Source organism: Martinezella tropici (assembly GCF_003287875.1).
In the GTDB taxonomy this organism is placed as follows: Bacteria; Pseudomonadota; Alphaproteobacteria; order Rhizobiales; family Rhizobiaceae; genus Rhizobium; species Rhizobium tropici_C.
In genome coordinates, this window is sequence record NZ_QMKK01000024.1 from 65,157 (window position 1) to 88,065 (window position 22,909).

General features: G+C 60.4%; 18 protein-coding genes and 1 riboswitch. Of the genes, 10 read left to right on the plus strand and 8 right to left on the minus strand.

Annotation, left to right across the window (positions count from 1 at the left end; translation table 11 throughout):
- Positions 1-189: 189 nt before the first annotated feature.
- Both DQ393_RS07480 and purD read right to left on the minus strand, forming a co-directional pair.
- Positions 190-612 carry a plant virulence effector HPE1-like domain-containing protein gene (locus DQ393_RS07480; RefSeq protein ID WP_112341138.1) on the minus strand — a complete coding sequence of 141 codons (423 nt, stop codon included), beginning with the start codon at positions 610-612 and terminating at the stop codon, positions 190-192.
- 112 nt (positions 613-724) lie between these two features.
- Positions 725-1,993 (minus strand): phosphoribosylamine--glycine ligase, encoded by a 1,269-nt coding sequence (purD, locus tag DQ393_RS07485; RefSeq protein WP_112341139.1) that lies wholly within the window; start codon positions 1,991-1,993, stop codon positions 725-727.
- 245 nt (positions 1,994-2,238) lie between these two features.
- On the opposite strand from purD, the gene DQ393_RS07490 reads away from it, so the two are divergent.
- The gene (locus tag DQ393_RS07490; RefSeq protein WP_112341140.1) at positions 2,239-4,548 is read left to right on the plus strand and encodes a Tex family protein; all 2,310 of its coding nucleotides are present in this window, start codon (positions 2,239-2,241) and stop codon (positions 4,546-4,548) included.
- A 144-nt stretch (positions 4,549-4,692) separates the two neighbouring features.
- Positions 4,693-5,952, plus strand: coding sequence for an SAM-dependent methyltransferase (locus DQ393_RS07495; protein WP_112341141.1), 1,260 nt, complete (start codon positions 4,693-4,695; stop codon positions 5,950-5,952).
- 99 nt (positions 5,953-6,051) lie between these two features.
- Here DQ393_RS07495 and DQ393_RS07500 read toward each other — a convergent pair whose 3' ends face one another.
- Entirely contained in the window at positions 6,052-6,486 is a 435-nt protein-coding gene (locus DQ393_RS07500) for a hypothetical protein (RefSeq protein WP_112341142.1), read from the minus strand.
- A 297-nt stretch (positions 6,487-6,783) separates the two neighbouring features.
- On the opposite strand from DQ393_RS07500, the gene DQ393_RS07505 reads away from it, so the two are divergent.
- The 3 genes from DQ393_RS07505 (at position 6,784) to DQ393_RS07515 (ending at position 9,202) form a co-directional block, all read left to right on the plus strand.
- Positions 6,784-7,566, plus strand: a complete 783-nt coding sequence (locus DQ393_RS07505) for a MipA/OmpV family protein (RefSeq protein ID WP_245430286.1) — start codon at positions 6,784-6,786, stop codon at positions 7,564-7,566.
- Positions 7,567-7,743: 177 nt separating this feature from the next.
- Entirely contained in the window at positions 7,744-8,706 is a 963-nt protein-coding gene (ubiA, locus tag DQ393_RS07510) for a 4-hydroxybenzoate octaprenyltransferase (RefSeq protein ID WP_112341144.1), read from the plus strand.
- A 40-nt stretch (positions 8,707-8,746) separates the two neighbouring features.
- The gene (locus DQ393_RS07515; RefSeq protein ID WP_112341145.1) at positions 8,747-9,202 is read left to right on the plus strand and encodes a GNAT family N-acetyltransferase; all 456 of its coding nucleotides are present in this window, start codon (positions 8,747-8,749) and stop codon (positions 9,200-9,202) included.
- Positions 9,203-9,273: 71 nt separating this feature from the next.
- Here the strand turns inward: DQ393_RS07515 and DQ393_RS07520 are convergent, their stop codons facing one another.
- Positions 9,274-9,840: a DUF6101 family protein gene (locus tag DQ393_RS07520; RefSeq protein ID WP_112341146.1), complete on the minus strand. Its 567-nt coding sequence runs from the start codon at positions 9,838-9,840 to the stop codon at positions 9,274-9,276.
- A 315-nt stretch (positions 9,841-10,155) separates the two neighbouring features.
- Between DQ393_RS07520 and DQ393_RS07525 the strand changes: the two genes are divergently transcribed.
- Positions 10,156-12,666 carry a DUF1217 domain-containing protein gene (locus DQ393_RS07525; protein WP_432421992.1) on the plus strand — a complete coding sequence of 837 codons (2,511 nt, stop codon included), beginning with the start codon at positions 10,156-10,158 and terminating at the stop codon, positions 12,664-12,666.
- 221 nt (positions 12,667-12,887) lie between these two features.
- Positions 12,888-15,866, plus strand: a complete 2,979-nt coding sequence (locus tag DQ393_RS07530; protein WP_181592301.1) for a DNA translocase FtsK — start codon at positions 12,888-12,890, stop codon at positions 15,864-15,866.
- Positions 15,867-16,164: 298 nt separating this feature from the next.
- Here the strand turns inward: DQ393_RS07530 and DQ393_RS07535 are convergent, their stop codons facing one another.
- Complete coding sequence (locus DQ393_RS07535) at positions 16,165-16,716, minus strand: MOSC domain-containing protein (protein WP_112341148.1); 552 nt, start codon at positions 16,714-16,716, stop codon at positions 16,165-16,167.
- Positions 16,717-16,788: 72 nt separating this feature from the next.
- On the opposite strand from DQ393_RS07535, the gene phnF reads away from it, so the two are divergent.
- Complete coding sequence (gene phnF / locus DQ393_RS07540) at positions 16,789-17,523, plus strand: phosphonate metabolism transcriptional regulator PhnF (RefSeq protein ID WP_112341149.1); 735 nt, start codon at positions 16,789-16,791, stop codon at positions 17,521-17,523.
- 3 nt (positions 17,524-17,526) lie between these two features.
- Here the strand turns inward: phnF and DQ393_RS07545 are convergent, their stop codons facing one another.
- From DQ393_RS07545 to DQ393_RS07555, 3 genes are read right to left on the minus strand one after another with little or no spacing between them, the layout of a single operon-like run.
- Entirely contained in the window at positions 17,527-18,957 is a 1,431-nt protein-coding gene (locus DQ393_RS07545) for an FAD-binding oxidoreductase (protein ID WP_112341150.1), read from the minus strand.
- Positions 18,958-18,990: 33 nt separating this feature from the next.
- Positions 18,991-19,965: an L-threonylcarbamoyladenylate synthase gene (locus DQ393_RS07550; RefSeq protein ID WP_112341151.1), complete on the minus strand. Its 975-nt coding sequence runs from the start codon at positions 19,963-19,965 to the stop codon at positions 18,991-18,993.
- 59 nt (positions 19,966-20,024) lie between these two features.
- Entirely contained in the window at positions 20,025-20,642 is a 618-nt protein-coding gene (locus DQ393_RS07555; RefSeq protein ID WP_112341152.1) for a DUF6656 family protein, read from the minus strand.
- Between the two features lie 101 nt (positions 20,643-20,743).
- Here DQ393_RS07555 and DQ393_RS07560 point away from each other — a divergent pair, with 101 nt between their 5' ends.
- Both DQ393_RS07560 and DQ393_RS07565 read left to right on the plus strand, forming a co-directional pair.
- Positions 20,744-21,145 (plus strand): ACT domain-containing protein, encoded by a 402-nt coding sequence (locus DQ393_RS07560; protein ID WP_112341153.1) that lies wholly within the window; start codon positions 20,744-20,746, stop codon positions 21,143-21,145.
- Positions 21,146-21,363: 218 nt separating this feature from the next.
- Positions 21,364-21,567, plus strand: a riboswitch (cobalamin riboswitch).
- Positions 21,568-21,664: 97 nt separating this feature from the next.
- Positions 21,665-22,909: an aromatic ring-hydroxylating oxygenase subunit alpha gene (locus tag DQ393_RS07565; protein ID WP_112341154.1), complete on the plus strand. Its 1,245-nt coding sequence runs from the start codon at positions 21,665-21,667 to the stop codon at positions 22,907-22,909.

Genomic DNA, 22,909 nt, shown 5'->3' on the forward strand with positions numbered 1-22,909 from the left:
GAGATATGCCAAATCGTCGCCAATAATACTTATACTGACTTACGAATAACTCCGGTTACTTCGCATTCATCTTTTGTAATTTAGAAAAATAGAATACTTTATGATGCATCTCATAAGTATGTAATGAGCCGCTGCTCCTGTGGCCGGGCAATGATCGGCAAATGCCGTCGCAACGAATGGCTTCTGCAGCTATTGACGCAGCTGGAAGCCGGAGAGGTCGAGGGGTTTGGGAGCTGCTGCGGTATCCGGCAGGGCTGCGGTCTTTACGGCCAGGTCGATCCCGTCGACAGGCTCGGCGGTGGCGGCCAGGGCTTCCGGTGTCGGCTTGCTGACGAACATGACGGGGGATCCGCCCATCCAGGCCTCTGTCCGCACGACCTTCTTTTCGCCGTCTATGCTGCGAATCACAACCGATTGCGTGCCCGGCGCCAATGTCGGCACCTTATATTCCTTTTCGGCCACTTTGGGCTTGAGGGGAGGGCAGTCGGCGCAGCTCTTGTCGACGATGCTGCTGTCGCCGCTCTGTAGCGTGCCGTCGATAGACTGGATGGACGAGGCCATGGCGGAGCCGCCTGCCAATGCGCATGCCAAGGTTAGAAACAAGAGACGCATAACAATCCACTCCGTCTATAGTGACGAAGAGACTAGCGTGCCTTTGTTTCCATCCCGTCAGGAGATTAGGTAAAAATTTAATGGACTTGCGCTTGCAGAACCGCGGCGGCGTTTACGTCTCGCGCTCGACGGCACGCCAGCCGATATCGTTGCGATAGAAGCCGTTGTCCCACTTCACCTTGCCAGCCAGGGCATAGGCCCGCTCTTTTGCTTCGCGCACCGTCTTGCCCGTCGCCGTAATGTTCAGCACGCGGCCGCCGGTTGCGACCAGCGTGCGGTCCTTCATGCTTGTGCCGGCATGAAACACCTTTTCGCCTTCGCCATCGGCCGGCAGCGCCGCAATCGGCGTGTTCTTGGCATAGGAGCCGGGATAGCCCTTCGAGGCCATGACGACGGTCAGCGCCGGATCCTCGCTCCATTCGGCCGTCACCTGATCCAGCGTGCCGTTGGCGCAGGCATAAAGCAGCGGCAGCAGGTCGCTCTTCAGCCGCATCATCAGCACCTGGCATTCGGGATCGCCGAAACGGACGTTATATTCGATGAGTTCCGGCCCCTTGGCGGTGATCATCAGTCCGGCGAAGAAGACGCCGCTGAAGGGATGGCCGCTTTCCGCCATGCCGCGCATCGTCGGCTCGATGATTTCCTTCATGGTGCGCTCGACCATGTCTGGCGTCATGACGGGGGCAGGGGAATAGGCGCCCATGCCGCCGGTGTTCGGGCCGGTGTCGCCATCGCCGACGCGCTTATGGTCCTGCGCTGTCGCCAGCGCCAGCACATGCTTGCCGTCGCAAAGGCAGAAGAAGCTCGCCTCTTCGCCATCCAGATAGGCTTCGATCACCACCTCCGCCCCGGCCTCGCCGAAGGCGCCCTCGAAGCAATCGTCGATCGCCGCTAACGCCTCGTCGATGGTCATGGCGACAGTGACGCCCTTGCCGGCCGCAAGGCCGTCCGCCTTCACGACGATCGGCGCCCCTTGCGCGCGGACATAGGCTTTCGCCTTCGGGGCATTGTTGAAGCGCTGGTAGGCGCCCGTGGGAATATCGTAGCGAGCGCAGATATCCTTGGTGAAACCCTTGGATCCCTCGAGCTGGGCCGCAGCTGCGGACGGGCCGAAGACGGCGATACCGGCGGCGCGTAGCGCATCGGCGATGCCGGCGACCAAAGGCGCTTCCGGGCCGACCACGACGAAATCGATGGCTTTTTCCCTGCAGAAGGCAACGACGGCCTCATGATCGTCGACATCGAGCGCGGCGAGCGTCGCATGTTCGGCGATACCGGGATTGCCGGGCGCGGCATAGAATTCCGTCATGAGAGGCGATTGCGCCAGTTTCCAGGCCAACGCATGCTCGCGTCCGCCCGATCCGATCAACAGAACTCTCATGGCTTGCCCTTTCGTTGCGTCCTTTTGCGCGGTTAAGGGGGCTTGAGCCAAAGGTCAAGCGGCAAATCCTGTGGAGGCACGGCCGGCAACATTGCCATGCCTTTTTATCTCGCTAAAGCGGATGCTGCTTCGCCCTCCACGTCATCTCCGTGCCCGGATTGGCGTGTTCCGCGGCGAAAACCGCTTCTTATGTCCACGGGATCATGCTTATGGTCCCTTTACGCTCGTTCAGTTCAGAGAGACACATGGCCGCTGATATCCGTTCCCTTGCTGCAACCATTGCCGCCGAGATCAACTCCCGTCCAGATCAGGCTAAGGCCGCTATCGAGCTCTTGGACGAAGGCGCAACGGTGCCCTTCATCGCGCGCTATCGCAAGGAAGTGACCGGCGGTCTCGACGATACGCAGCTTCGCACGTTATCGGAGCGTCTCGTCTATCTTCGCGAGCTGGAAGCACGCCGCGCCGCCATCATTGAATCCATCGCCGGCCAGGGCAAGATGACCGACGAGCTGATGGGCAAGATCGCCACGGTCGCCACCAAGTCCGAGCTGGAAGACCTTTATCTGCCCTATAAGCCGAAGCGCCGTACCCGCGCCGAAATTGCCAGGGAGCGTGGCCTCGGCCCCCTGGCCGACACCATCCTTGCCGATCGCTCCAAGGAGCCCACGATGCTGGCCCAAGGCTTCATCACGGCCGATGTGCCTGACGTGAAAACGGCGCTGGAGGGTGCGCGCGATATCATCGCCGAAGGTATTGCCGAAAATGCCGATCTGCTTGGCAAGCTGCGCAATTACATGAAGGCCAATGCGACGCTGAAGGCTACCGTCGTCGACGGCAAGCAGGAGGCAGGCGCCAAATTCTCGGATTATTTTGCGCATCAGGAACGCTGGGCGACTGCGCCCGGTCATCGCGCGCTCGCCATGCTGCGCGGCTGGAACGAAGAAGTCCTGACACTGAATATCGAAGTCGATACCGACGCCGTCTCGCCCAACAAGCCGGTCGAACGCATGATCACTGCGGCCTATGATATCGGCGCAAGCCGGCCCGGCGACCGCTGGCTGACGGAGGTCGCAAGCTGGACATGGCGCGTAAAGCTCTCCATGTCGCTCTCGCTCGACCTGATGCGCGAGTTGCGGGAGAGGGCGGAGGAGGAGGCGATCCATGTCTTCGCCCGCAATCTGAAGGATCTCCTGCTGGCAGCGCCTGCCGGCTCGCGCGCCACCATGGGCCTCGATCCGGGCATCCGCACGGGCGTCAAGGTCGCCGTGGTCGACGGTACGGGCAAGCTCCTGGAAACGGCGACCGTATATCCCTTTCCGCCGAAGAACGACGTGCGCGGCACACAGGCCGCACTTGCCTCGCTCATCCGTAAGCACAAGGTCGAGCTGATCGCGATCGGCAACGGCACCGGCAGCCGCGAAACCGAAAAGCTGGTGGCGGACATGCTGGCCGAACTGCCGGCGCCGAAGCCGACCAAGGTCATCGTCTCCGAAGCCGGTGCATCGGTTTACTCTGCCTCGGAAACGGCTGCGCTTGAATTCCCCGGGCTTGACGTCTCGCTGCGTGGCGCCGTCTCCATCGCCCGCCGCCTGCAGGATCCGTTGGCCGAGTTGGTGAAGATCGAGCCGAAGTCGATCGGCGTCGGCCAGTACCAGCACGATGTCGACCAGCAGAAGCTGTCCCGCTCGCTGGATGCCGTTGTCGAAGATGCGGTGAATGCTGTGGGCGTCGATCTCAACACGGCCTCGGCACCGCTGCTTTCCCGGGTCTCCGGCCTCGGGCCGTCGATCGCCGATGCCATCGTCAAGCATCGCGACGGCGAGGGTCCGTTCGAGACGCGCCGTGATCTTCTGAAGGTCGCCCGTCTCGGCCAGCGCACCTTCGAGCAATGCGCCGGCTTCCTGCGCATTCCCAACGGCAAGGAGCCGCTCGACGCTTCCTCGGTGCACCCGGAAGCCTATGGTGTGGCCAAGAAGATCGTCGCTGCCTGCGGCCGTGATCTCCGCACGCTGATGGGCGATACGGCAACGCTGAAGGCCATCGACCCCAGGCAATTCATCGACGACAAATTCGGCCTGCCGACCGTGCGCGACATCATCGCCGAACTGGAAAAGCCAGGCCGAGACCCGCGTCCGAGCTTCAAGACCGCAACCTTTGCCGAGGGCGTCAACGAGATCAGCGACCTCAAGCCGGGAATGCTGCTGGAAGGCACCGTGACCAACGTCGCCGCTTTCGGAGCTTTCGTCGATATAGGCGTCCATCAGGACGGTCTGGTGCATGTCTCGCAGCTGGCCGACCGCTTCGTCAAGGACCCGCATGAGGTCGTGAAGGCCGGCGATGTCGTCAAGGTCACGGTCGTGGAAGTCGATGTCAAACGCAAGCGAATCGGTCTCTCCATGCGCAAAGATGGCGGTACTGTGGCGGCTTCGTCCGGGCGGGAGTCGCGCGAGCAGGGCGGCGCGCGCAACGCGGGGGCGAGGGGAAATGCTCGTCCGAAGGCCGAACAACAGGGCAGTTTCGGCGCTGCTTTGGCCGACGCTTTCAAACGAAAATAAGGACTTAGCGGAACTCTGTGCAAGAATGTCACACTCTGGCAGAGTTGTTGCCGGAGTGCCAATGACTGCGAAAAGGTAAGCTTGCCACAATGCTGGGAGGCGTTAAAGTTGCCTTAATGTCATGTCATAACATTCGAGGCGTCCATGGCGTCGACCCTTTTTCCTCTCGTCCAGAAAATCATCCGCAAAGGTTCACTCAGGCTTACGCTCGCATCCGGCGAGACCCATATGGTCGGCGACGGAACTGGCGAGACGGTGGCCGTCCGGTTTGCCGATCAGCAGGCTGAAGATGCCGTCGCACGCGATCCCACGCTCAAGCTCGGCGAAATGTATATGGAAGGCCGCTTCATCCTCGAGCAGGGGGATATCTACGAGTTCCTGTCGCTGGTGAAGCAGAATACCACCAACGAGGTCTTCGATTTCCGCATGGCGGCGCTGCTTGTCGGCCGCATCGCCTGGCAGCAGATCAAGAGCCGCTCGCCGATCAATCGCAACAAGCACAATGTTGCGCATCACTACGATCTGTCGGCGAAGCTCTTCGATCTCTTCCTCGATGAGGATTGGCAATATTCCTGCGCCTATTTCAATCCGCCCGGCATCAGCCTGGATGAAGCGCAGGTCGCCAAGAAGCGCCATATCGCCGCCAAGCTTCTGGTCGAGCCCGGCCAGAAGGTGCTGGAGATTGGTTCCGGCTGGGGCGGCATGGCCATGTATCTCGCCGAGGCCTATCCGGGCCTCGACGTGACAGGCATCACGCTCAGCGAAGAGCAGCTGAAAGTATCACGCGAAAGGGCGGCCAAGCGTGGCCTCTCCGATCGCGTCCGCTTCGAGCTGCAGGACTATCGCTACATGACCGGCAAGAAATTCGACCGTATCGTCTCGGTCGGCATGTTCGAGCATGTCGGCATCGGCGACTACGGCAAGTTCTTCGGCAAGGTTTCGGAGCTGCTTGATGATAATGGCGTCATGCTGCTGCACTCCATCGCACGCCCGAAGCCGAGTTTTGCCACCAACGCCTTCATCGAAAAGTATATTTTCCCGGGCGGCTACATCCCGTCGATCGGTGAGACCACGCCGCCGCTGGAAAAGGCCGGCTTACTCACGCGAGACGTCGAGACCCTGCCGATGCACTATGCCTATACGCTGAGGCATTGGCGCAACCGCTTTGTTGCGCGCAAGGCCGATGCCATCGCGCTCTATGACGAAAAGTTTTTCCGCATGTGGGAGTTCTATCTGGCCGGCTCGGAAATGGGCTTCCGCTGGGATGAGCTCTTCATCATGCAGCTCCAGATCACCAAGAACCAGTTCGCCGTGCCGGATAATCGCAATTACATCGCGGAGCGCGAGGCGAAGCTGAAAGAATTCGAGGCGGAGCGCGCACCTCTGGAGAAGGTGACGTTCTAGCTGAGGGTCTGAAACCAAAGTGGCTCTTACGCCGGCGACATGACAAGATGCGCCGGCGTTTCTTATTCCAGGCTTCAGCCGGTACGGCACGCTCTGAACTTATTTGACAACGTGAATCTTCAAAGTGTGCTCGGCAACGCCATTTGCTGCATTCAGCCCCGTCATCCGGATCGTGAATTGATCGGCGCCGGCAAAGCCGGCATCGGGCGTATAGTAGACGATGGTGCCTTCCGCCGATTTGCCATTGCACATATGCATGGGTTCATCGCTCGGGAAATGCGCCTTTACGGATCCGTGAGTGATCTCCACCTTGCCGTGACTGCTCGGCTTGACGATCGCAGTATAGGGATAGGACGAGAACGTGCAGTCAGGTTTCAGAAACGAAACCGACATGACCTGGGTTCTCTTGCCGGCCTGGATGCTTCCCGTCGTCTCAGTTTGTTTCGCCCCGCCGATCGGGGCACTGACGCAGCCGGATAGCGCTATGGCGGCGCTGAGGGACAGACCTAAGGAAATCAGGGATATGGTCTTCATTGGTTGCTCTTCTTTGAAAATCGGGGGCTGCAAGATGGCGAGCACCAAAGGAAATGCCGGCCATTACCTATGATTGAGTAGCTCATGCGATAATTAAATCACCGCGACAGATTGGCGCATCTCAAGGGATCCGACGCTTCAACCTGATTTTGACGTTCTTGGCGGATTCAGCGCCTTGTGGTTAAGAGAGCGGTAACGCGATCCGAATAATTTGCAGCAACTCCGGGGCTGCGTTCATAGCCCCTGTAATGCGTATCATGGAGTTGCAGTGTGGTTGCAAAGTCGCGTTTTCTTTTCATTTTCGGCCTCTCCGTCGCCTATGCCGGCGCTGCCTCCGCAGGCGATGGCCAGCATTTCTGGTCGGGGGACTGGTATCTAAGCGTCGGTGCAGCCGGTTTCTCCGCGCCGAAGTTCGAAGGCGGCAAGCACAACAAGCTGCAGTGGTCGCCGTTGGTCTCGATCGGCCGGCAGGGTCCCGGGCCGCGTTTCTCCTCGCGCAATGACAATCCGTCCTTCGCCCTGATCGAGAGCGATGCCTTCCGCATCGGTATCGTCGGCAAGTTCGTGCCGAGCCGCGACAGCAGCGATGGGCGCGAGCTGAGGGGGCTGAGGAAGGTGAAATGGGGCGCTGAAGCCGGTGGTTTCGCCGAAGCCTATCCCACGGACTGGCTGCGCGCCCGCATCGAAGTCCGCCAGGGCATTCGCTCGCACAGCGGCCTCGTCGCCGATACGGCCATCGATGCCTTCACCGATATTACGCCAGAGTTGCGCCTGTCGGGTGGTCCGCGCATGACGATGGCCACCAACGACTATTTCGATATCTATTACGGCGTCAATGCGCGCGAATCGGCTGCATCCGGCCTCAGCGGCTACAAGCCGGGCGGCGGGGTGAAATCCGTCGGCGTCGGCGGCGCCTTGACCTGGAAGGCATCGGAAAACTGGACCACCAGCACCTTCCTGGAATACACGCGCCTTACCGGCCCGGCTGCCGACAGCAGCCTCGTGCGCGAGCGGGGCGACCGCAACCAGCTGCTGATCGGCCTCTCGGCCAGCTACAAGTTCAATTTCACCACGCATTGAGAAATAGGCAGGTCAGAGCATGATGCCAAAAGTGTTCGAGCGGCTTTCGGACGGTATCATGCTCTAATTCTTTGATTCTAGTGCGGATTCGGATTTTAGACCGCTGCGACCTAAAATCATCCGACTCTGACACGCCGCCGCTTGACCTCGGGCGCCGGATGTCACTACTACTCGTCTATGCAAAAGACAGGCGACATCAATGGGCGCGTTGCCGACGCGCCATCCGGCAACTGGGTCTATCGCGTCCTGCCTCCGTGGCTGTGGCCCTATGCCCAGCTTGCGCGCTGGGACAGGCCAATCGGCTGGCAGCTCCTGATGTGGCCGTGCTTCTGGTCGGTCGGACTCGCCGCCAATGCCTCCGTCGTCGTCGGGCAGGGCTCGCCGGGCTTCGTGATGATCTATCACCTGCTCCTCTATTTCATCGGCGCTGTCGCCATGCGCGGCGCCGGCTGCGCCTATAATGATCTGGTCGATCACGAGATCGACATGTCGGTCGCGCGCACGCGCTCGCGCCCGCTGCCTTCAGGCCGCGTGACCCGCACGCAGGCCAAGGTCTTCATCGCACTGCAGGCCGTGGTCGGCCTGCTGGTGCTGCTGCAGTTCAATTGGTTTGCCGTCATTCTCGGCGTGTTGTCGCTTGCGATTGTCGCGCTCTATCCTTTCGCCAAGCGCTTCACCGACTGGCCGCAATTCTTCCTCGGCCTTGCCTTTTCCTGGGGTGCCCTGATGGGCTGGGCCGGCCTCTTCGGCAGCCTGTCCTGCGCTCCGATGGTGTTGTACGCCGCCTCCATCCTGTGGACGATCGGCTATGACACGATCTACGCACATCAGGACAAGGAAGATGACGAACTCATCGGTGTACGCTCGACGGCCCGGCTCTTCGGCGACCAGACGCGTCTGTGGCTCGTCGGCCTTTATGGCGCGACCCTGCTGCTGATGCTGGTGTCCTTCGCGCTGGCCGGAACGAGCTGGCTTGCCTATCTCGGCCTGTTTGTAGCTGGCGGCATGTTCGCCTACCAGATTGCCGTGCTTGACATCAAAGATGGCGAGCAATGCCTTGCCCTGTTCAAATCGAACAATCGCGTCGGCCTGATCATCTTTGCCGGTCTCTTCCTGTCGTTCCTGTTGCTGATTCCCTGAGGGGACTGGATCCAGCGCATGCGGTTCTTGAAGGCTCGTCATGGCATGTGAAATCCGTCGAGCGTCCGAGGCTGATGCCGAAGCGATCAGTGGCGTGATCCTCGCCGCGCTTCGTGAGACCAATGCGAAGGATTACCCTCCGCATATCATCGATCGCGTTGCCGAAAACTTCAATCCCGCGGCCGTGCGTAAGCTGCTGGATAGTCGTGCCGTCTTTGTGGCGATCTACGATGGAAGAATTGTTGGCACTGCCAGCCTCGACGACGCAGTCGTGCGTACGGTGTTCGTCTCTCCCTCCGCACAAAGGCGCGGTATTGGCGCCAGCCTCATGGCCGCAATCGAACACGCGGCCATGGCCCGAGGCGTTGCCAGCTTGTCTGTACCCTCATCCGTTACGGCGCAGCGCTTCTACGAGAAGCTCGGCTTCAACGTCGTCGGAGATAGTTTCTATGGCGATGAACGGACGGTCATCATGGAGCGTTCGCTGATACCATGAAAGCTTCGGCCGCGGGATTGTTCGTCCCACGGCCGGTCTTTCTGAACGACTTGATTTCGAGCCTGTGCGGCTCAATGCCTTGCGATGATCTCGCGGCCTTCGATCTTCATCTTGACGCCGAGCTTGCCCGTCGTGCGGCGCACGAGGAAGCGCGGGCGGCGATCGGCGAAATAGGAGTGGCGCCGGCGCGGCTGGCTGTCCTGCGAGCGGACGCCGCCGAGATGTTCTTCGAGCGGGCGGGCAACCCCGTCAGCTTCGATCATCAGCATCGGAATGCGGAAGGCTTCCGACCAGGAGCGCCAGTCGGCGGCGATATCGCTCAAGTCGTGAGCGACGAGAAGGGGGATGCAGAGGTCCGGATCGGAATGATGCAGTTCCAGCGTTACGGTGACTTCGCCGTCGCCATGGTCGATGGCGCGGGCGGCGACACCCTTGAAGGCACGTTTCGGCAGGGCGACGGACAGCGGCAGGCCACTGGACGGCAGGATCTTGCGCAGCACCGCGCCACGCTCGTCGATCGTAATGGTGACATCACCCGCGGCACCTTGCATGGCATAGCTGACCTGTTGCGGGAAGCGCGCCGGATCAAGCCGCAGTGTGGTTCCAGCCCAATCGGGCTTCAGGACGGTATTTGTCATCGATTTCTCTACCCTTGCTTTACCTGAGAGCCGGTTGTTCCGGTCTTCTCTCGGAGAACTTCTGTCCTCTCGTTGTTGGGCAGATTAGGCGCCGTCCCTTCCAGACAGCTTAAAAATCGAGGTTAAGAAAACTTTGCGTCCTCAAATGGTTAGCAAAATCGAATCCATCAGGGTTTCCATAAGATGAACACACGGCAGGGCAGTGCGCCAATATAGTACACGCATAAGGAGAGTCCGTGTAAGTCTCAGGTAAGGTTTACATGCAATAATGGCAGCTAGATTCGTCCTCTATATTAGAGATCTATTGGGATTCTGATGATGATTTCCACTTATCTTGGTTATACGATCGCAACCAGAGATATGGCGACCTCGCTCAACCAGGTGGCATCACAGTCGCAAAACAAGCGTTTGATCGACTATTACAACGCCAATATCGGCAAAGTAACCGATGTCGATGACTTCCTGAATGACTACCAGCTATACAGTTACGCGATGGAAGCCTACGGGCTTTCGGACATGACCTATGCCAAGGCGTTTATGAAACAGGTGCTGACGAGCGACCTCAGCGACTCCAGCAGTTTCGCCAATAAGCTGACCGATCCGCGCTACAAGGAAATGGCGGCCGCGTTCAATTTCGGCACGGGCAGCACGAATACGGCACAGACCAGCACGCAGGAAGACGATCTCATCGGCCTTTATCAGCAGTCGTTTACGAATGAGGAAACGGCCGCGGCGACCGAGACGAGCTATTACAGCCAGAATATCAGCTCCGTTAAGACGGTCGATGATCTCCTCGGCAATACCCGCCTGCGCAATTATGTCCTGCAGGCCTATGGCATCGATCCGACCTATGCCTCGAACTCGATTCTGAAGCAGATGCTGACGAGCGATCCCAGCGACCCCAACAGCTATGTCAATCAGAATGGCAGCGCCGCCGACAAGGCGATGGTCGCGGAATTCAATTTCAATGCCGACGGCACGGTCAAGACATCGACTGCGGACAGCGATACGGCCTATTACGAGGCCAATATCGGCAAGATCACCTCGGTCGATCAGCTGACGTCCAATCCGCAGCTGTTCCAATACGTCAAGACGGCATTCAATATCCCCGCCTACATCACAGCCGATCAGTTCAACGCTTCGGCCAAGGATGCAGGGACGGCGAGTTCGAACGGGCTGACGGATGTCATGGCCCAGTTCAACTTTGAGAGCGATGGAACGGTCGCCTCAGGCTCGCAAGCGCAGACCGCGGGTCAGATCAGTGCCACAACGGCGGCCTATGCCGCAAACTATCCGGGAGGGCCTCAGACCCTCGGCCAGCAGGCCGATGTGATGAGCGCCTATAATTCCACCGTGCCCTCCTTCGTCACGAGCGTCGGTGCGGCCGACAATGACCTCTACTACAAGAACCACATCGGTTCGATCACCTCCGTCGACCAACTGACCTCGGATACGCGCCTCTTCGATTACATCAAGCAGGCCTACAACATCGATCCGACAACGCCGGCGGTCGTCTTCAAGAATGCTTTCGCCGATCCGTCGACCGCCGCCATCTTCGGCCTGACCGATGTCGTTTCGCAGTTCAATTTCCAATCGGACGGCACGCTCGCTTCCGGCCAGACCGCGCAGTCACAGGATGAGATCGATGCGGCATCCAAGGCCTATATGAGCACCTACAAGTCGTCGCAGTCGGCGCTGACGACGGATGCCGTCAACAACTACAAGAACCGCATCACCGACGTGAAGACCATCAAGGATTTCTTCACGAGCAACACGGCCGACAGTGATTCCTCCAACGACAGTGCGCCGGAACTCTACGAGATGGCGCTGCGGGCTTATGGCATCGGCGAGGACGAAGTCACGAAGTCGCAGCTGACGAAGATCCTCGAAAGCGATCCCTACGATCCGAAGAGCTATGTCAACTCGCTGAAGGATCCACGCTTTACCGAGCTTGCCAAGGCCTTCAACTTCGACAGCAAGGGTAATCTGAAGGCGCCCGTCCAGTCTCTGTCGCAGACGCAGATCAACAGCTATATCTCCGATTATTCCAGCCGGACTAGGGCCGGCCTGACGGGTGCCGAGCTGACCAAGGCGACCAGCGATGCCAAGGACGCCGGCACCTATTTTGCGACCAATATCGTCAAGATCACCAGTGTCACGGATCTGCTGGCCGACAGCAAACTGACCAATTTCATCCTGACCGCCAACGGCATCGATCCCAAGACCGTCGATACGGCGACGTTGAAGAAGGCGTTTGCTTCCGATCCGTCCGATCCGAAAAGCTTCATCAACACGAATGACGGCGCCAAATTCAAGAGCATCGTCGAGGCCTTCAATTTCGGCACCGACGGCAACCTGACAGACAGCAAGCTCGGCGCGGCGCAAAACCAGGGCGCTCTTGCGGCGACCAATGATCTCTTCCTGCATCAAACGCTGGAAGATCAGCAAGGCGAGACCAATGCCGGCGTGCGCCTGGCCCTCTACTTCCAGCGCAAGGCGTCGGATATCAATTCGGTTTACGACATCATGGGCGATCCGGCGCTTTATGAAGTCATTACCACGACCTACAACTTGCCGAGTTCGATCTCCAACATGGATGTCGATACCCAGGCCAAGATGCTGAGCAAATTCATCGACGTTACCGACCTGCAGGATCCCGACAAGGTCACCAAGCTGCTGCAGCGATTCTCCGCGATGTACGACCTTGATAACAAGACGACCTCCTCGACATCGCCGGCACTTTCGATTCTCACGGGCTCCTCTTCCAGCTCCGGCATCAGCGCCGACACGCTGTTTTCCATCGCGCAACTGTCCTCATCGCGATAGCAGGCTCCAGCAAAAAATTTAACCCGTCTTCCCGTCCCCGTTCCGTGCGGGGAAGGGGCCGCCATGCGCTTGTTTCCGTAGGATTTTCTGGAATGCGCAGGGCCGTTCGACGGGTGCAGGATGGCTGCTTTCCACAACGGCAGGAAGGAACTTATTAACCATCCTTGCCCTATTCGATTTGGGAAGCCAACGGCAATATCAATGACTGGGTTGCAGGTCTCATGCGTCTTTCCCGAACGACACTTTCCAATGCGTCTCAAGGCGTCCAGCCGGAGGGCGATCTCGACCCGGAGCAGGCGGCCGAAGAGGCACGCCGGGCCGAGCAGATCGCTGCTCGCCGTGCCTTCCTGGAAGAGAAGATTCGCAACGCCCGCGAAGCCAAGCGCAAGGCTGAAGAGCAGCGCCGCGCCGAGGAAAAGCGCCTTGCCGAAGAGGTAAGGAGGTGCACCGCCGCCGCGCCGCCGCCGGTCGTGGAAGCGCTCAAGGCAGCCGCCGCTACGAGCGAGCAGGAAATGCCGGTTCTGCCGCAGGGAATCTCCGCGGAAGACCTCGCATCACCGGATTGGCAAAACGCGTTCCTGATGGGTCCCAACGTGCGCTTCACCCGCACGCGCGAAAACGAAATCATCAGCCGTCGCCCGCCGGTCGAGCCGAAGGCCGAGGTTCGGCAACAGGTCTCCGCGCACGCTACCATGCGCGTGATGGAGCCGCCGGTTGTCGAGGCGGCCGCAACCCCGCCCGCAACCATCGTTCCGTCCGCGCGGACGGACGAATTCCATCTGCCGCCGCTGGAGGACATGCCCTTTGCGGTGCAAAACTACATGCCGACAGTAATTCAGAATTCCCCGGCAACCGAGCCGGACGCATTGGAGATGACCGTTATCGCTACCGCATTCTCGAAAGCTCCCGCGATCGCGCTGGATGCTTCCCCTGTTCAGTCAAGTGTTCCCGAGTCCCTAGCCGCGCCTGTGGTCGAGTCGCGTCTTGCCCATCTTTCCGATTTCGCTTTCTGGGATGCGATGCCATTCGACGGCGAGTTCGTCTCCGCCCTCAAGGGTGAGCCGAAGCAGCCGGCGACGCCGTCCAAGCCGGAAGTCGATGCCGAATCGATCATCGCCAAGTTCCGCGTCGTCGAGTGCCGTCGCCCGACTGTCGCCGTCGAGGCGCAGCCTATCGTCATGTCGGCTCCGGCGGTCGAAGTTGCGGCACCCGCCGAACCCGCTTCCAGCCAGGCGGCGGCGCATTTGAGCAACCCCGCCCTGGATGAACTCGCCGCATTGGAAGCCGCCGTTTTGGCTCCCGCCATCGAAGAAACGCCGGTCGTCGCTGAAGCTCCTCCAGCCGAGCAGCAGATTGTGGCGGAGCCGGCCGAGACATTCGTACCGCCTGCCTTTGTCACCGCCGTTTATGGCGCTGAAAGCGCTCCTGCCGTCGAAACTCGCCCCGCTCCGGTCATGGTTGTGGCACCGATGCCGGCGAAAGTCGCCGCTCCGGCTGCCGTTGAACCGGTCGCCAAGGCTGCATCCACCATTCCAGCGGTCGAGGCCGCTGCTCAGCGTTTGATCGATGCTCCACCGTCGCCGATCTCGCCGCGCCGGCCCGTCTCCCTGACGCCGCCCGAATGGCGCCCGATCGCCCGTACTATGGACGGCGAATACGAACTGCCGCCGCGTGAATTGCTGCAGGAACCCGTTGCCCGTTCCGGCGTGATCATGACGCAGGAAACGCTGGAGCAGAATGCCGGCTTGCTGGAAAGCGTGCTGGAGGACTTCGGCGTCAAGGGCGAGATCATTCATGTCCGCCCCGGTCCGGTCGTAACCCTCTATGAATTCGAGCCGGCGCCCGGCGTCAAATCCTCGCGCGTCATCAATCTCGCCGACGATATCGCCCGTTCGATGTCGGCCCTGTCGGCTCGCGTTGCCGTCGTTCCCGGCCGCAACGTGATCGGCATCGAACTGCCGAACGTCAATCGCGAGACCGTCTATTTCCGCGAGATGATCGACTCGCCCGATTTCGAGAAGAGCGGTTACAAGCTGGCGCTTGGCCTCGGCAAGACGATCGGCGGCGAGCCTGTCATCGCCGAACTTGCGAAGATGCCGCATCTGCTCGTCGCCGGCACCACCGGCTCGGGTAAGTCCGTCGCGATCAATACGATGATCCTGTCGCTGCTCTATCGCATGACGCCGGAGCAGTGCCGTCTGATCATGGTCGATCCGAAGATGCTCGAACTCTCCGTCTATGACGGCATTCCGCACCTCCTGACCCCCGTCGTCACCGATCCCAAGAAGGCCGTCATGGCGCTGAAATGGGCGGTGCGCGAAATGGAAGATCGCTACAAGAAGATGTCGCGTCTCGGCGTGCGCAACATCGACGGCTACAACAGCCGCGTTGCCTCCGCCAAGGAAAAGGGCGAGACGATCCACGTCATGGTCCAGACCGGCTTCGACAAGGGCACCGGCGCTCCGATCGAGGAGCAACAGGAAATGGACCTGACGCCGATGCCTTACATCGTCGTCATCGTCGACGAAATGGCCGATCTGATGATGGTCGCCGGCAAGGAGATCGAAGGTGCGATCCAGCGTCTGGCACAGATGGCGCGTGCCGCAGGTATCCATCTGATCATGGCGACGCAGCGTCCGTCCGTCGACGTCATCACCGGCACGATCAAGGCGAACTTCCCGACCCGCATTTCCTTCCAGGTGACGTCGAAGATCGACAGCCGCACGATCCTCGGCGAGCAGGGTGCCGAACAGCTCCTCGGCCAGGGCGACATGCTGCACATGGCCGGCGGCGGCCGTATCTCCCGTGTCCACGGCCCCTTCGTTTCGGATGAGGAAGTCGAGAAGGTCGTGGCGCACCTGAAACTGCAGGGCCGTCCGGAATATCTCGACACGGTCACCGCCGACGAGGATGAAGAAGACGAGGAAGAAGATACGGCCGTCTTCGACAAGGGTGCGATTGCCTCGGAAGACGGCGACGATCTCTACGAGCAGGCGATCAAGGTGGTCATGCGCGACAAGAAGTGCTCGACCTCCTACATCCAGCGCCGCCTCGGCATCGGCTACAACCGCGCCGCCTCGCTGGTCGAGCGCATGGAAAAGGACGGTCTGGTCGGCCCCGCCAACCATGTCGGCAAACGCGAGATCATCTCCGGCAACCGCAATGGCGGCGGCAATTCGGGCAATGAGGATTTCGATTGATCCAGCTGGGGGGCGACGCTGGCCGCGGTCGTCGCGGAGAGTGCGCACCCCCTCTGTCCCTATCGGGACATCTCCCCCACAAGGGGGGAGATTACCGGCCCACAGCACTCTTTCGCATCAAGCTGATATCGCGTCTGTTGAAATCGAAGTTCTGTTTTTAACGAGCGCGGCCGTCAAACTCCCAACGATCTCCCCCCTTGTGGGGGAGATGTCACGAAGTGACAGAGGGGGTCTCGGACGCTCGGCATATTCAAAGCTGACTTCTCCCTGCACAGAACGCATCACATCGATCTCGATATCAAACGCGCTCAAGCTTTACATGCGGCAGTGGCGGCAGCTCGACGCGGATCGCATCATTGCGCTGCACCCGGCCGCCCTGTACGACAATACTCATGATCCCCGCCTTGCGGACCAGACCGCCGTCGGCATCCTTGTCGAGCACCGCGTGCAGCAAGCCCTTCCGGAAATTGTCGATCTGCTTGCAGGGGTTGCGCAGGCCCGTGACCTCGACGATCGCTTCCGCGCCGATATGCAGGCGTGTCCCCTGGGGCAGCGAGAGCAGGTCGATCCCTCGGGTCGCAATGTTCTCGCCCATGTCACCCGGCGAAACGGAAAAACCCTTTTCAGTAAGCTCGTCGAACAGCTCTTCCTGAATGAGGTGCACCTGGCGCAGGTTGGGTTGGGTCGGATCGATCGCGACGCGTGAGCGATGCTTCACCGTCACCCCCATATGCGCGTCGCCCTCCACGCCGAGCCCGGTCAGTAGTTGAATGTAATGTTTGGTCTGCTTGCTGAACTCGTGCACGCCGCTGCTGCTGACCGAAGTCACATATATGCGCTTGTCGCCCATGCCGAACCCTTCCATAAATGATCTGGATCTTTATAAATTGGTATATACCAATTTCAAGGCGACAGTATTGTGATGGACGAGAAAAATCGACAGGGCGAAGGCGCAAAAGTTGCTGGAGGCTGGGTGAGCGTTGCCGCGGAACTCCGACGCGCTATCGACAAGGGCAGTCATGCTCCAGGCAGTCGCCTGCCGAGCGAGCGGACCCTGTCCGAACAATTCGGCGTCTCCAGGGTGACGATGCGGCGTGCGATCGCAGAACTGGAAGGGGAGGGCTTGCTGCGAGTGGCGCGCGGCAGCGGCGCCTATGTCCGCGCCGACATGCCCGTCCGTTTCCAATTGGGCGACAAGGTGCGGTTCAGCAAGGATCTGACTGCGACGGATGCGAACCTCACGCGCAAGGTTTTCTCGGCGAAGGAGGGGCCGGCATCCGCCGATATCGCCGCAAGGCTGAATTTGCAGCCGGGCGAGGCCGTGCTGGACATGTGCCTGGTCGCCTATGCCGACGCGCTTCCCGTCTCCGTCGTCATGCGCAACTGCTCGGCAAAGCGCTTCCCCGGTCTGGCGGAGAAGTTTGCCGCAATGGGCTCGTTCACGGCAGCCCTGAGAGATTATGGCGTGACGGATTATTGGCGGCGCTCCACCGACATCACGGCGCGCATGCCGACTGAAGCCGAAGCACGCCTGCTGCAGCAATCGCGCCTGACACCAGTGCTGGCCTATGCCGGCGAGGATATTGATGCCGATGGTACGGTCATTTCCTGCCAGATCGGCTGCTTCGCTTCCGAGCGGGTCGTCGTCACGATCTAAACCTCAGATCTTGAGAACCTTGCCCGGATTCATGATGCCTGCCGGGTCGAAGGCCGTTTTGATCCGCCGCATCAGGTCGATCTCGATATCGGAGCGGATCGAAGCCAGTTCGTCGCGCTTCAGCTGGCCGATGCCGTGCTCGGCGGAGATCGAACCGCCATGCTGCAGAACAAGCCCGTGCACGATCTTGTTGATCTCGCGCCAGCGGCCGATGAACTCGGCCTTGTCGGCGCCGACGGGTTGCGAGATGTTGTAGTGGATATTGCCGTCGCCCATGTGGCCGAAGGCGCAGACGCGCGCGCCAGGCATGGCGGCGACAACGGCCTTTTCGGCTTCCGCCATGAATTGGGGGATTTGCGCGACCGGCACGGAAACATCGTGCTTGATCGAGCCGCCCTCCGGCTTCTGGGCGTCCGACATGCTCTCGCGCATATGCCAGATGGCCTTCTGCTGCGCTTCGGAGCTGGCGATGGTCGCATCCTGCACCAGACCGTCTTCGTAGCCCTTTTCCAGCAGCGTCGTCATCATCCGCTCGGCCGTTTCGGCCGAATCCGAGGTGGAGATGTCGATCAGCACATACCAGGGATGGGTCGTCTCCAGCGGATCGCGCACGCCCGGAATATGTCGCGTGGTGAATTCGACGCCGATGCGCGGCATCAGCTCGAAGCCGGTCAGCGCCGTGCCGCAGAGGCTGGAGGCATTCTTGAATAAAGTCAGCGCGTCATCGACCGATTGCAGGCCGGCAAAGGCCACCTGATGGCCGAGCGGCTGCGGAAAGAGTTTTAGCACTGCGCCGGTGATGACCCCGAGCGTGCCTTCCGCGCCGATGAAGAGATCGCGCAGATCGTAGCCGGTATTGTCCTTCTTCAAACGGCGCAGGCCGTTCCAGATCTCGCCCGTGGGCAGCACGACTTCGAGGCCGAGGCAGAGCTGGCGCATATTGCCATAGGCGAGAACGGCCGTGCCCCCGGCATTGGTGGAAAGATTGCCGGCGATGCGGCAGGAGCCTTCGGAACCGAGCGAAAGCGGAAACATGCGGCCGTGCTCGGCCGCAGCCTTATGAACATCGGCGAGAACGCAGCCGCCGTCGACGATCATGGTATTTCCGACCGGATCGATATCGCGCACGCGGTTCATGCGTTCCAGCGACAGGATGATGTCCGAGCCGCCCTCGCGCGGCGTCTGGCCCCCGACAAGGCCGGTATTGCCGGTCTGCGGAACGATGGCCGCGCCGGTTTCGCTGGCAAGCTTGAGGATGGCCGAAACCTCTTCCACCGAGCCGGGCTTCAGCAGCATCGGCGAGGCACCGTGATAGAGCCCGCGATTTTCTACGAGATGTGGCGCGATTTCCGCAGGGTCCCGCACGGCATGTTTTTCGCCGACGATGGCGGTGAAGCGGTCGAGAAGGTCGGAAGAGGGGGCGGAGCTGCTCATGGCGTGTCCTTTGCCTGATGGTGTCGGGCGGATTTATTCTCTGGGCGCGGCCGCACGGCGCAGCCGGTCGTTGATGGCCTCGCCGAGGCCCTCGTCAGGAATATGCGAAAAAGCAATGGTCGCGGCTCCCGTAGCATCGGCGCGCTTCATGAAATCGAAAAGATTCGCGGCGGCTTCCGAGAGATCGCCGTTGGCGCTCAGATCCAGCACGGCAATAGCCTTTTCGGTGCCAGGAATATCAGGCGTCCCGAAGCGGATCAGCACCTCGCTTGCGGAAACCTCCGTCGCGTCGAGCCGCACCGCCGCTCCCGGCGCATAATGCGAGGCTAGCATGCCGGGTGCCTCAATGGCAGCCGAAGCCTTTTTCTTGCGCTTCAGCGCCTTGCCGGCCACCCGTTCGATCTCGCTTGCCGCGAGGCCACCCGGCCGCAGGAGGCGCATCTCGCCATCCTCGACCTTGACGATGGTCGACTCCACGCCGACAGCTGACGCTCCGGCGTCGAGGATGAGCGTGATCCGCTCCCCGAGGTCGTCACTAACATGATCGGCGCTTGTGGCGCTGATCTTGCCCGAAGTATTGGCGCTCGGCGCCGCAAGCGGCCGGTCGAAGGCGCGGATCAGCTCGCCGGCAAAGCCCTGCGGTACGCGGATGCCGACCGTGTCGAGGCCGGCGGTCGCCAGCGGATGGATGCCGCTGTCGGATCTCAGCGGCAGCACCAGCGTCAGCGGGCCGGGCCAGAAGGCTTCCGCCAATTTACGGGAGATAGGATCGAAGACCGCATAGCGTTCGGCCATGGCGAGATCACTCATGTGGCAGATCAGCGGATTGAAGCGCGGACGGCCCTTCGTCTCGTAGATCCGGGTAATCGCGGCAGGATTGGTGGCATCGGCGGCAAGGCCGTAGACCGTCTCCGTCGGCAGTCCGATCGGCAGCCCCTCGGCAAGGGTCGCCGTCGCCACTTCTATCGCCGTTTGCGGATGTTCGAGAATATCTATGTGTCGTGCCATGGCCTGCCTGCTTGCAGTTCAGGCCGTTTCTTATGCTCTTCGAGTTTTCGGATCAATCGTCAAAGCTGGCGAATGATGTCGCGAAGCTGCTCGTTGCGGGCGCCGAGGAGAAGAACATTGCGGATGGCGATCTGCGGATCGTGGGTATGAAAAAGCACGCCATTGCCGCGGATGTCGCGGTTGATCGTCAGCTTCTTGTCTTCGGCTTGCCTGTCCGGATGGATGGCGACGGCGAAATACATCCGCGAATATTTCAGGCTGATGTCTTCGAAGAAGTTCTCTTCCTGGCCGATGCGGGCAAAGAAGTTGGCGATATAGAAAGCCCAGTTCACTTCCTCATATCGTGCGAACTGCGTCCGCGCCGCCGTGACATGGCAATAGCCGAGATGCGGCGTGTCTTTCAGCGTATGATGAAAGATAAGCTTCGGAAAGCGGATGGACTTATGGAAGTTGTTGAGCCGGTCATGGGTCTTTTCGCCGGCATTCCTTAGCTTCTGTGCCGTACGCTCAGCCACCTGTTCATGGGTGAGGTATTCCCGCTCTTCCGCCAGCCAATGCGGCCTGTTGCGGTTGATGCGGCCGGTGCGCAGGAATTCGCTGTACCCCGTCGTCGATACCGGTGGCGCCGGTTCGGGCTCGGCGGGCTTCCCAGCGTCGAAATATCTGAGTTTGGCCATGCCGGATCTCGCTTTAGATGTCTCTGGACGGCATTGTAGAGGGAATAGCTTGAGCCGGGCTTAACCGTTTTGAGACGCCGAACCTTGAGGAGACAGAGAACATGCCTGGAATAATCGATCTCAAGCAGCTTCTGTCCGAGATGAAACCGAATCTCGCCGAGGGCGAATTCGTCTATTGCAGTGTGCCGGCATCGACACTGGCGGATCATTTGCATCTGGATCCGATCGGGCTGTTCCGGGAAAAGGAGGGTGTGACGCTGATCCTTCCGCTGGAGACGGCCCGCATGGCGGGATTTCCAGCCGCTCCCGCCATGCGCATGATCACGCTCGAAGTGCATTCGTCCCTGGAGGCGGTCGGACTCACCGCAGCCTTTGCCACGGCCCTTGGAAATGAAGGCGTTAGCGCCAATGTCGTCGCGGCCTATTACCACGATCACATCTTCGTTCCGGCCGCCGACGCGGATCGCGCCATGACCGCGCTGCTGGCGCTTGCCGCCACCTAGGCGACCCGTCGATAACAGCCCTGTCGCATTCAGGATAAAGCGTCATCAGTTAGGGGCGGATTGACCGCATGCCCGCATTTTGGTGCGGCCGTATAAGCGATTGAATTATTTTTCTATATCGCTTCTTTCTGGAACCGTCCCGGCGTCCCGTTTCGCCTGTCGTCAATTTCGAAGCCGATGTCGCATTGCAGCACAGCGGGCGCTCGGGCCGAGCGATATGATGACATCAATCTCAAGGTGCCGTCTGCTAGGGAGACGGAGAATTGGGAAGCCGGTCAAAATCCGGCGCTGCCCCCGCAACGGTGGTGGAGTGAGGCATGGCGAATAAAGCCACTGGGTCGATCGACCTGGGAAGGTGCCATGGGGCTCTGGAAACAGGGCCGCTCCAGAGCCCGGAAACCAGCCTTGGGCACATATGGTTTACTGACCGCGGCGGGCGGCCGGGACATTGCTTTCGGCTGTCTTCAACCAGCCATGCATGTCCTTCGCCCGTTTCCTGGTACTGCGAAGGATAGGCAAATGGATATCGGCAGCAAAGTTCTGCGGCAATTGAAGAACCACCGGACAGGTTTCAGCCTGGAGCAACCATTCTATACCGACCCGGATTACTTCAAACTCGATATGGAGACGATCTACTATCGCGACTGGCTGTTCATCGGTCATGATTGCGAAGTGCCGCGCGCGGGCAACTACTTCACCGTCCAGATCGGCGATTATCCCGTCGTCATCGTCCGTGGCCGCGATCAGGTCATCCGCGCCTTCCACAACAGCTGTCGCCATCGCGGCTCGCGTGTCTGCACCACCGAGCGCGGCTCCTCGGCGAAGCTCGTCTGCCCTTATCACCAGTGGACCTACGAGCTCGACGGCTCGCTGCTCTTTGCCCGTCAGATGGCCGAGGATTTCGACAAGAGCCAGTATTCGCTGAAGCCGGTTCACTGCGAAAGTGTCGGTGGCTACATCTTCATCTGCCTGGCGCAGAACGCTCCGGATTTCGCACCGGTTCGCGCCACGATCGAGCCCTACATGGCCCCACACCGCATCAGCGAAGCCAAGGTCGCCTTCCAGAGTACCATCATCGAAAAGGGCAACTGGAAGCTCGTCTGGGAAAATAACCGCGAATGCTATCATTGCGCGGCCAACCACCCCGAACTTTGCCGCACCTTCCCGGAAGCGCCGACCGTGACCGGCGTGCAGGGCGCGATGAGCGATCCTGTCATCACCGAGCACTGGCAGCGCTGCGAAGCTGCCGGACTGCCGAGCGAGTTCAAGATTTCGCCGGATGGCCAGTTTCGCGCCGCGCGCATGCCGCTGATCGAAGGAGCCGAGAGCTACACCATGTCCGGCCAGAATGCCGTCAGGCGGCCGCTTTCACCGGATGTGACGATCAATGGCATCGGCACGATGCTGCTGTTCCACTACCCGACCACGTGGAACCACATGCTCGGCGACCATGCGATTTCCTTCCGTGTCCTGCCGATCAGTGCCGAGGAAACCGCCGTCACCACGAAGTGGCTCGTCCACAAGGATGCCGTCGAGGGCGTCGACTACAATCTCGAGGAATTGACCCACGTCTGGACCGAAACCAACGATCAGGATCGCCGCATCGTCGAGGAAAACGCCTTCGGTATCCGCTCGCCGGCCTATGAGCCTGGCCCCTATTCGGAAATCCACGAAGGCGGCGTCATGCAATTCGTCGAATGGTACACGACGTTCATGATCAACCGGCTGCAGGGTGACCAGTCCAAGCTGTCGGCGGTTGCCTGA

Bases quoted from the DNA above. Each gene is read 5' to 3' on its own strand.
- DQ393_RS07500 (WP_112341142.1), bottom strand. From the start codon at position 6,486: ATGAAGACCATATCCCTGATTTCCTTAGGTCTGTCCCTCAGCGCCGCC.
- DQ393_RS07525 (WP_432421992.1), top strand. From the start codon at position 10,156: ATGATGATTTCCACTTATCTTGGTTATACGATCGCAACCAGAGATATG.
- DQ393_RS07520 (WP_112341146.1), bottom strand. From the start codon at position 9,840: ATGACAAATACCGTCCTGAAGCCCGATTGGGCTGGAACCACACTGCGG.
- ubiA (WP_112341144.1), top strand. From the start codon at position 7,744: ATGCAAAAGACAGGCGACATCAATGGGCGCGTTGCCGACGCGCCATCC.
- DQ393_RS07535 (WP_112341148.1), bottom strand. From the start codon at position 16,716: ATGGGCGACAAGCGCATATATGTGACTTCGGTCAGCAGCAGCGGCGTG.
- DQ393_RS07490 (WP_112341140.1), top strand. From the start codon at position 2,239: ATGGCCGCTGATATCCGTTCCCTTGCTGCAACCATTGCCGCCGAGATC.
- purD (WP_112341139.1), bottom strand. From the start codon at position 1,993: ATGAGAGTTCTGTTGATCGGATCGGGCGGACGCGAGCATGCGTTGGCC.
- DQ393_RS07530 (WP_181592301.1), top strand. From the start codon at position 12,888: ATGCGTCTTTCCCGAACGACACTTTCCAATGCGTCTCAAGGCGTCCAG.
- DQ393_RS07515 (WP_112341145.1), top strand. From the start codon at position 8,747: ATGGCATGTGAAATCCGTCGAGCGTCCGAGGCTGATGCCGAAGCGATC.
- phnF (WP_112341149.1), top strand. From the start codon at position 16,789: ATGGACGAGAAAAATCGACAGGGCGAAGGCGCAAAAGTTGCTGGAGGC.
- DQ393_RS07545 (WP_112341150.1), bottom strand. From the start codon at position 18,957: ATGAGCAGCTCCGCCCCCTCTTCCGACCTTCTCGACCGCTTCACCGCC.
- DQ393_RS07560 (WP_112341153.1), top strand. From the start codon at position 20,744: ATGCCTGGAATAATCGATCTCAAGCAGCTTCTGTCCGAGATGAAACCG.
- DQ393_RS07555 (WP_112341152.1), bottom strand. From the start codon at position 20,642: ATGGCCAAACTCAGATATTTCGACGCTGGGAAGCCCGCCGAGCCCGAA.
- DQ393_RS07480 (WP_112341138.1), bottom strand. From the start codon at position 612: ATGCGTCTCTTGTTTCTAACCTTGGCATGCGCATTGGCAGGCGGCTCC.
- DQ393_RS07550 (WP_112341151.1), bottom strand. From the start codon at position 19,965: ATGGCACGACACATAGATATTCTCGAACATCCGCAAACGGCGATAGAA.
- DQ393_RS07495 (WP_112341141.1), top strand. From the start codon at position 4,693: ATGGCGTCGACCCTTTTTCCTCTCGTCCAGAAAATCATCCGCAAAGGT.
- DQ393_RS07565 (WP_112341154.1), top strand. From the start codon at position 21,665: ATGGATATCGGCAGCAAAGTTCTGCGGCAATTGAAGAACCACCGGACA.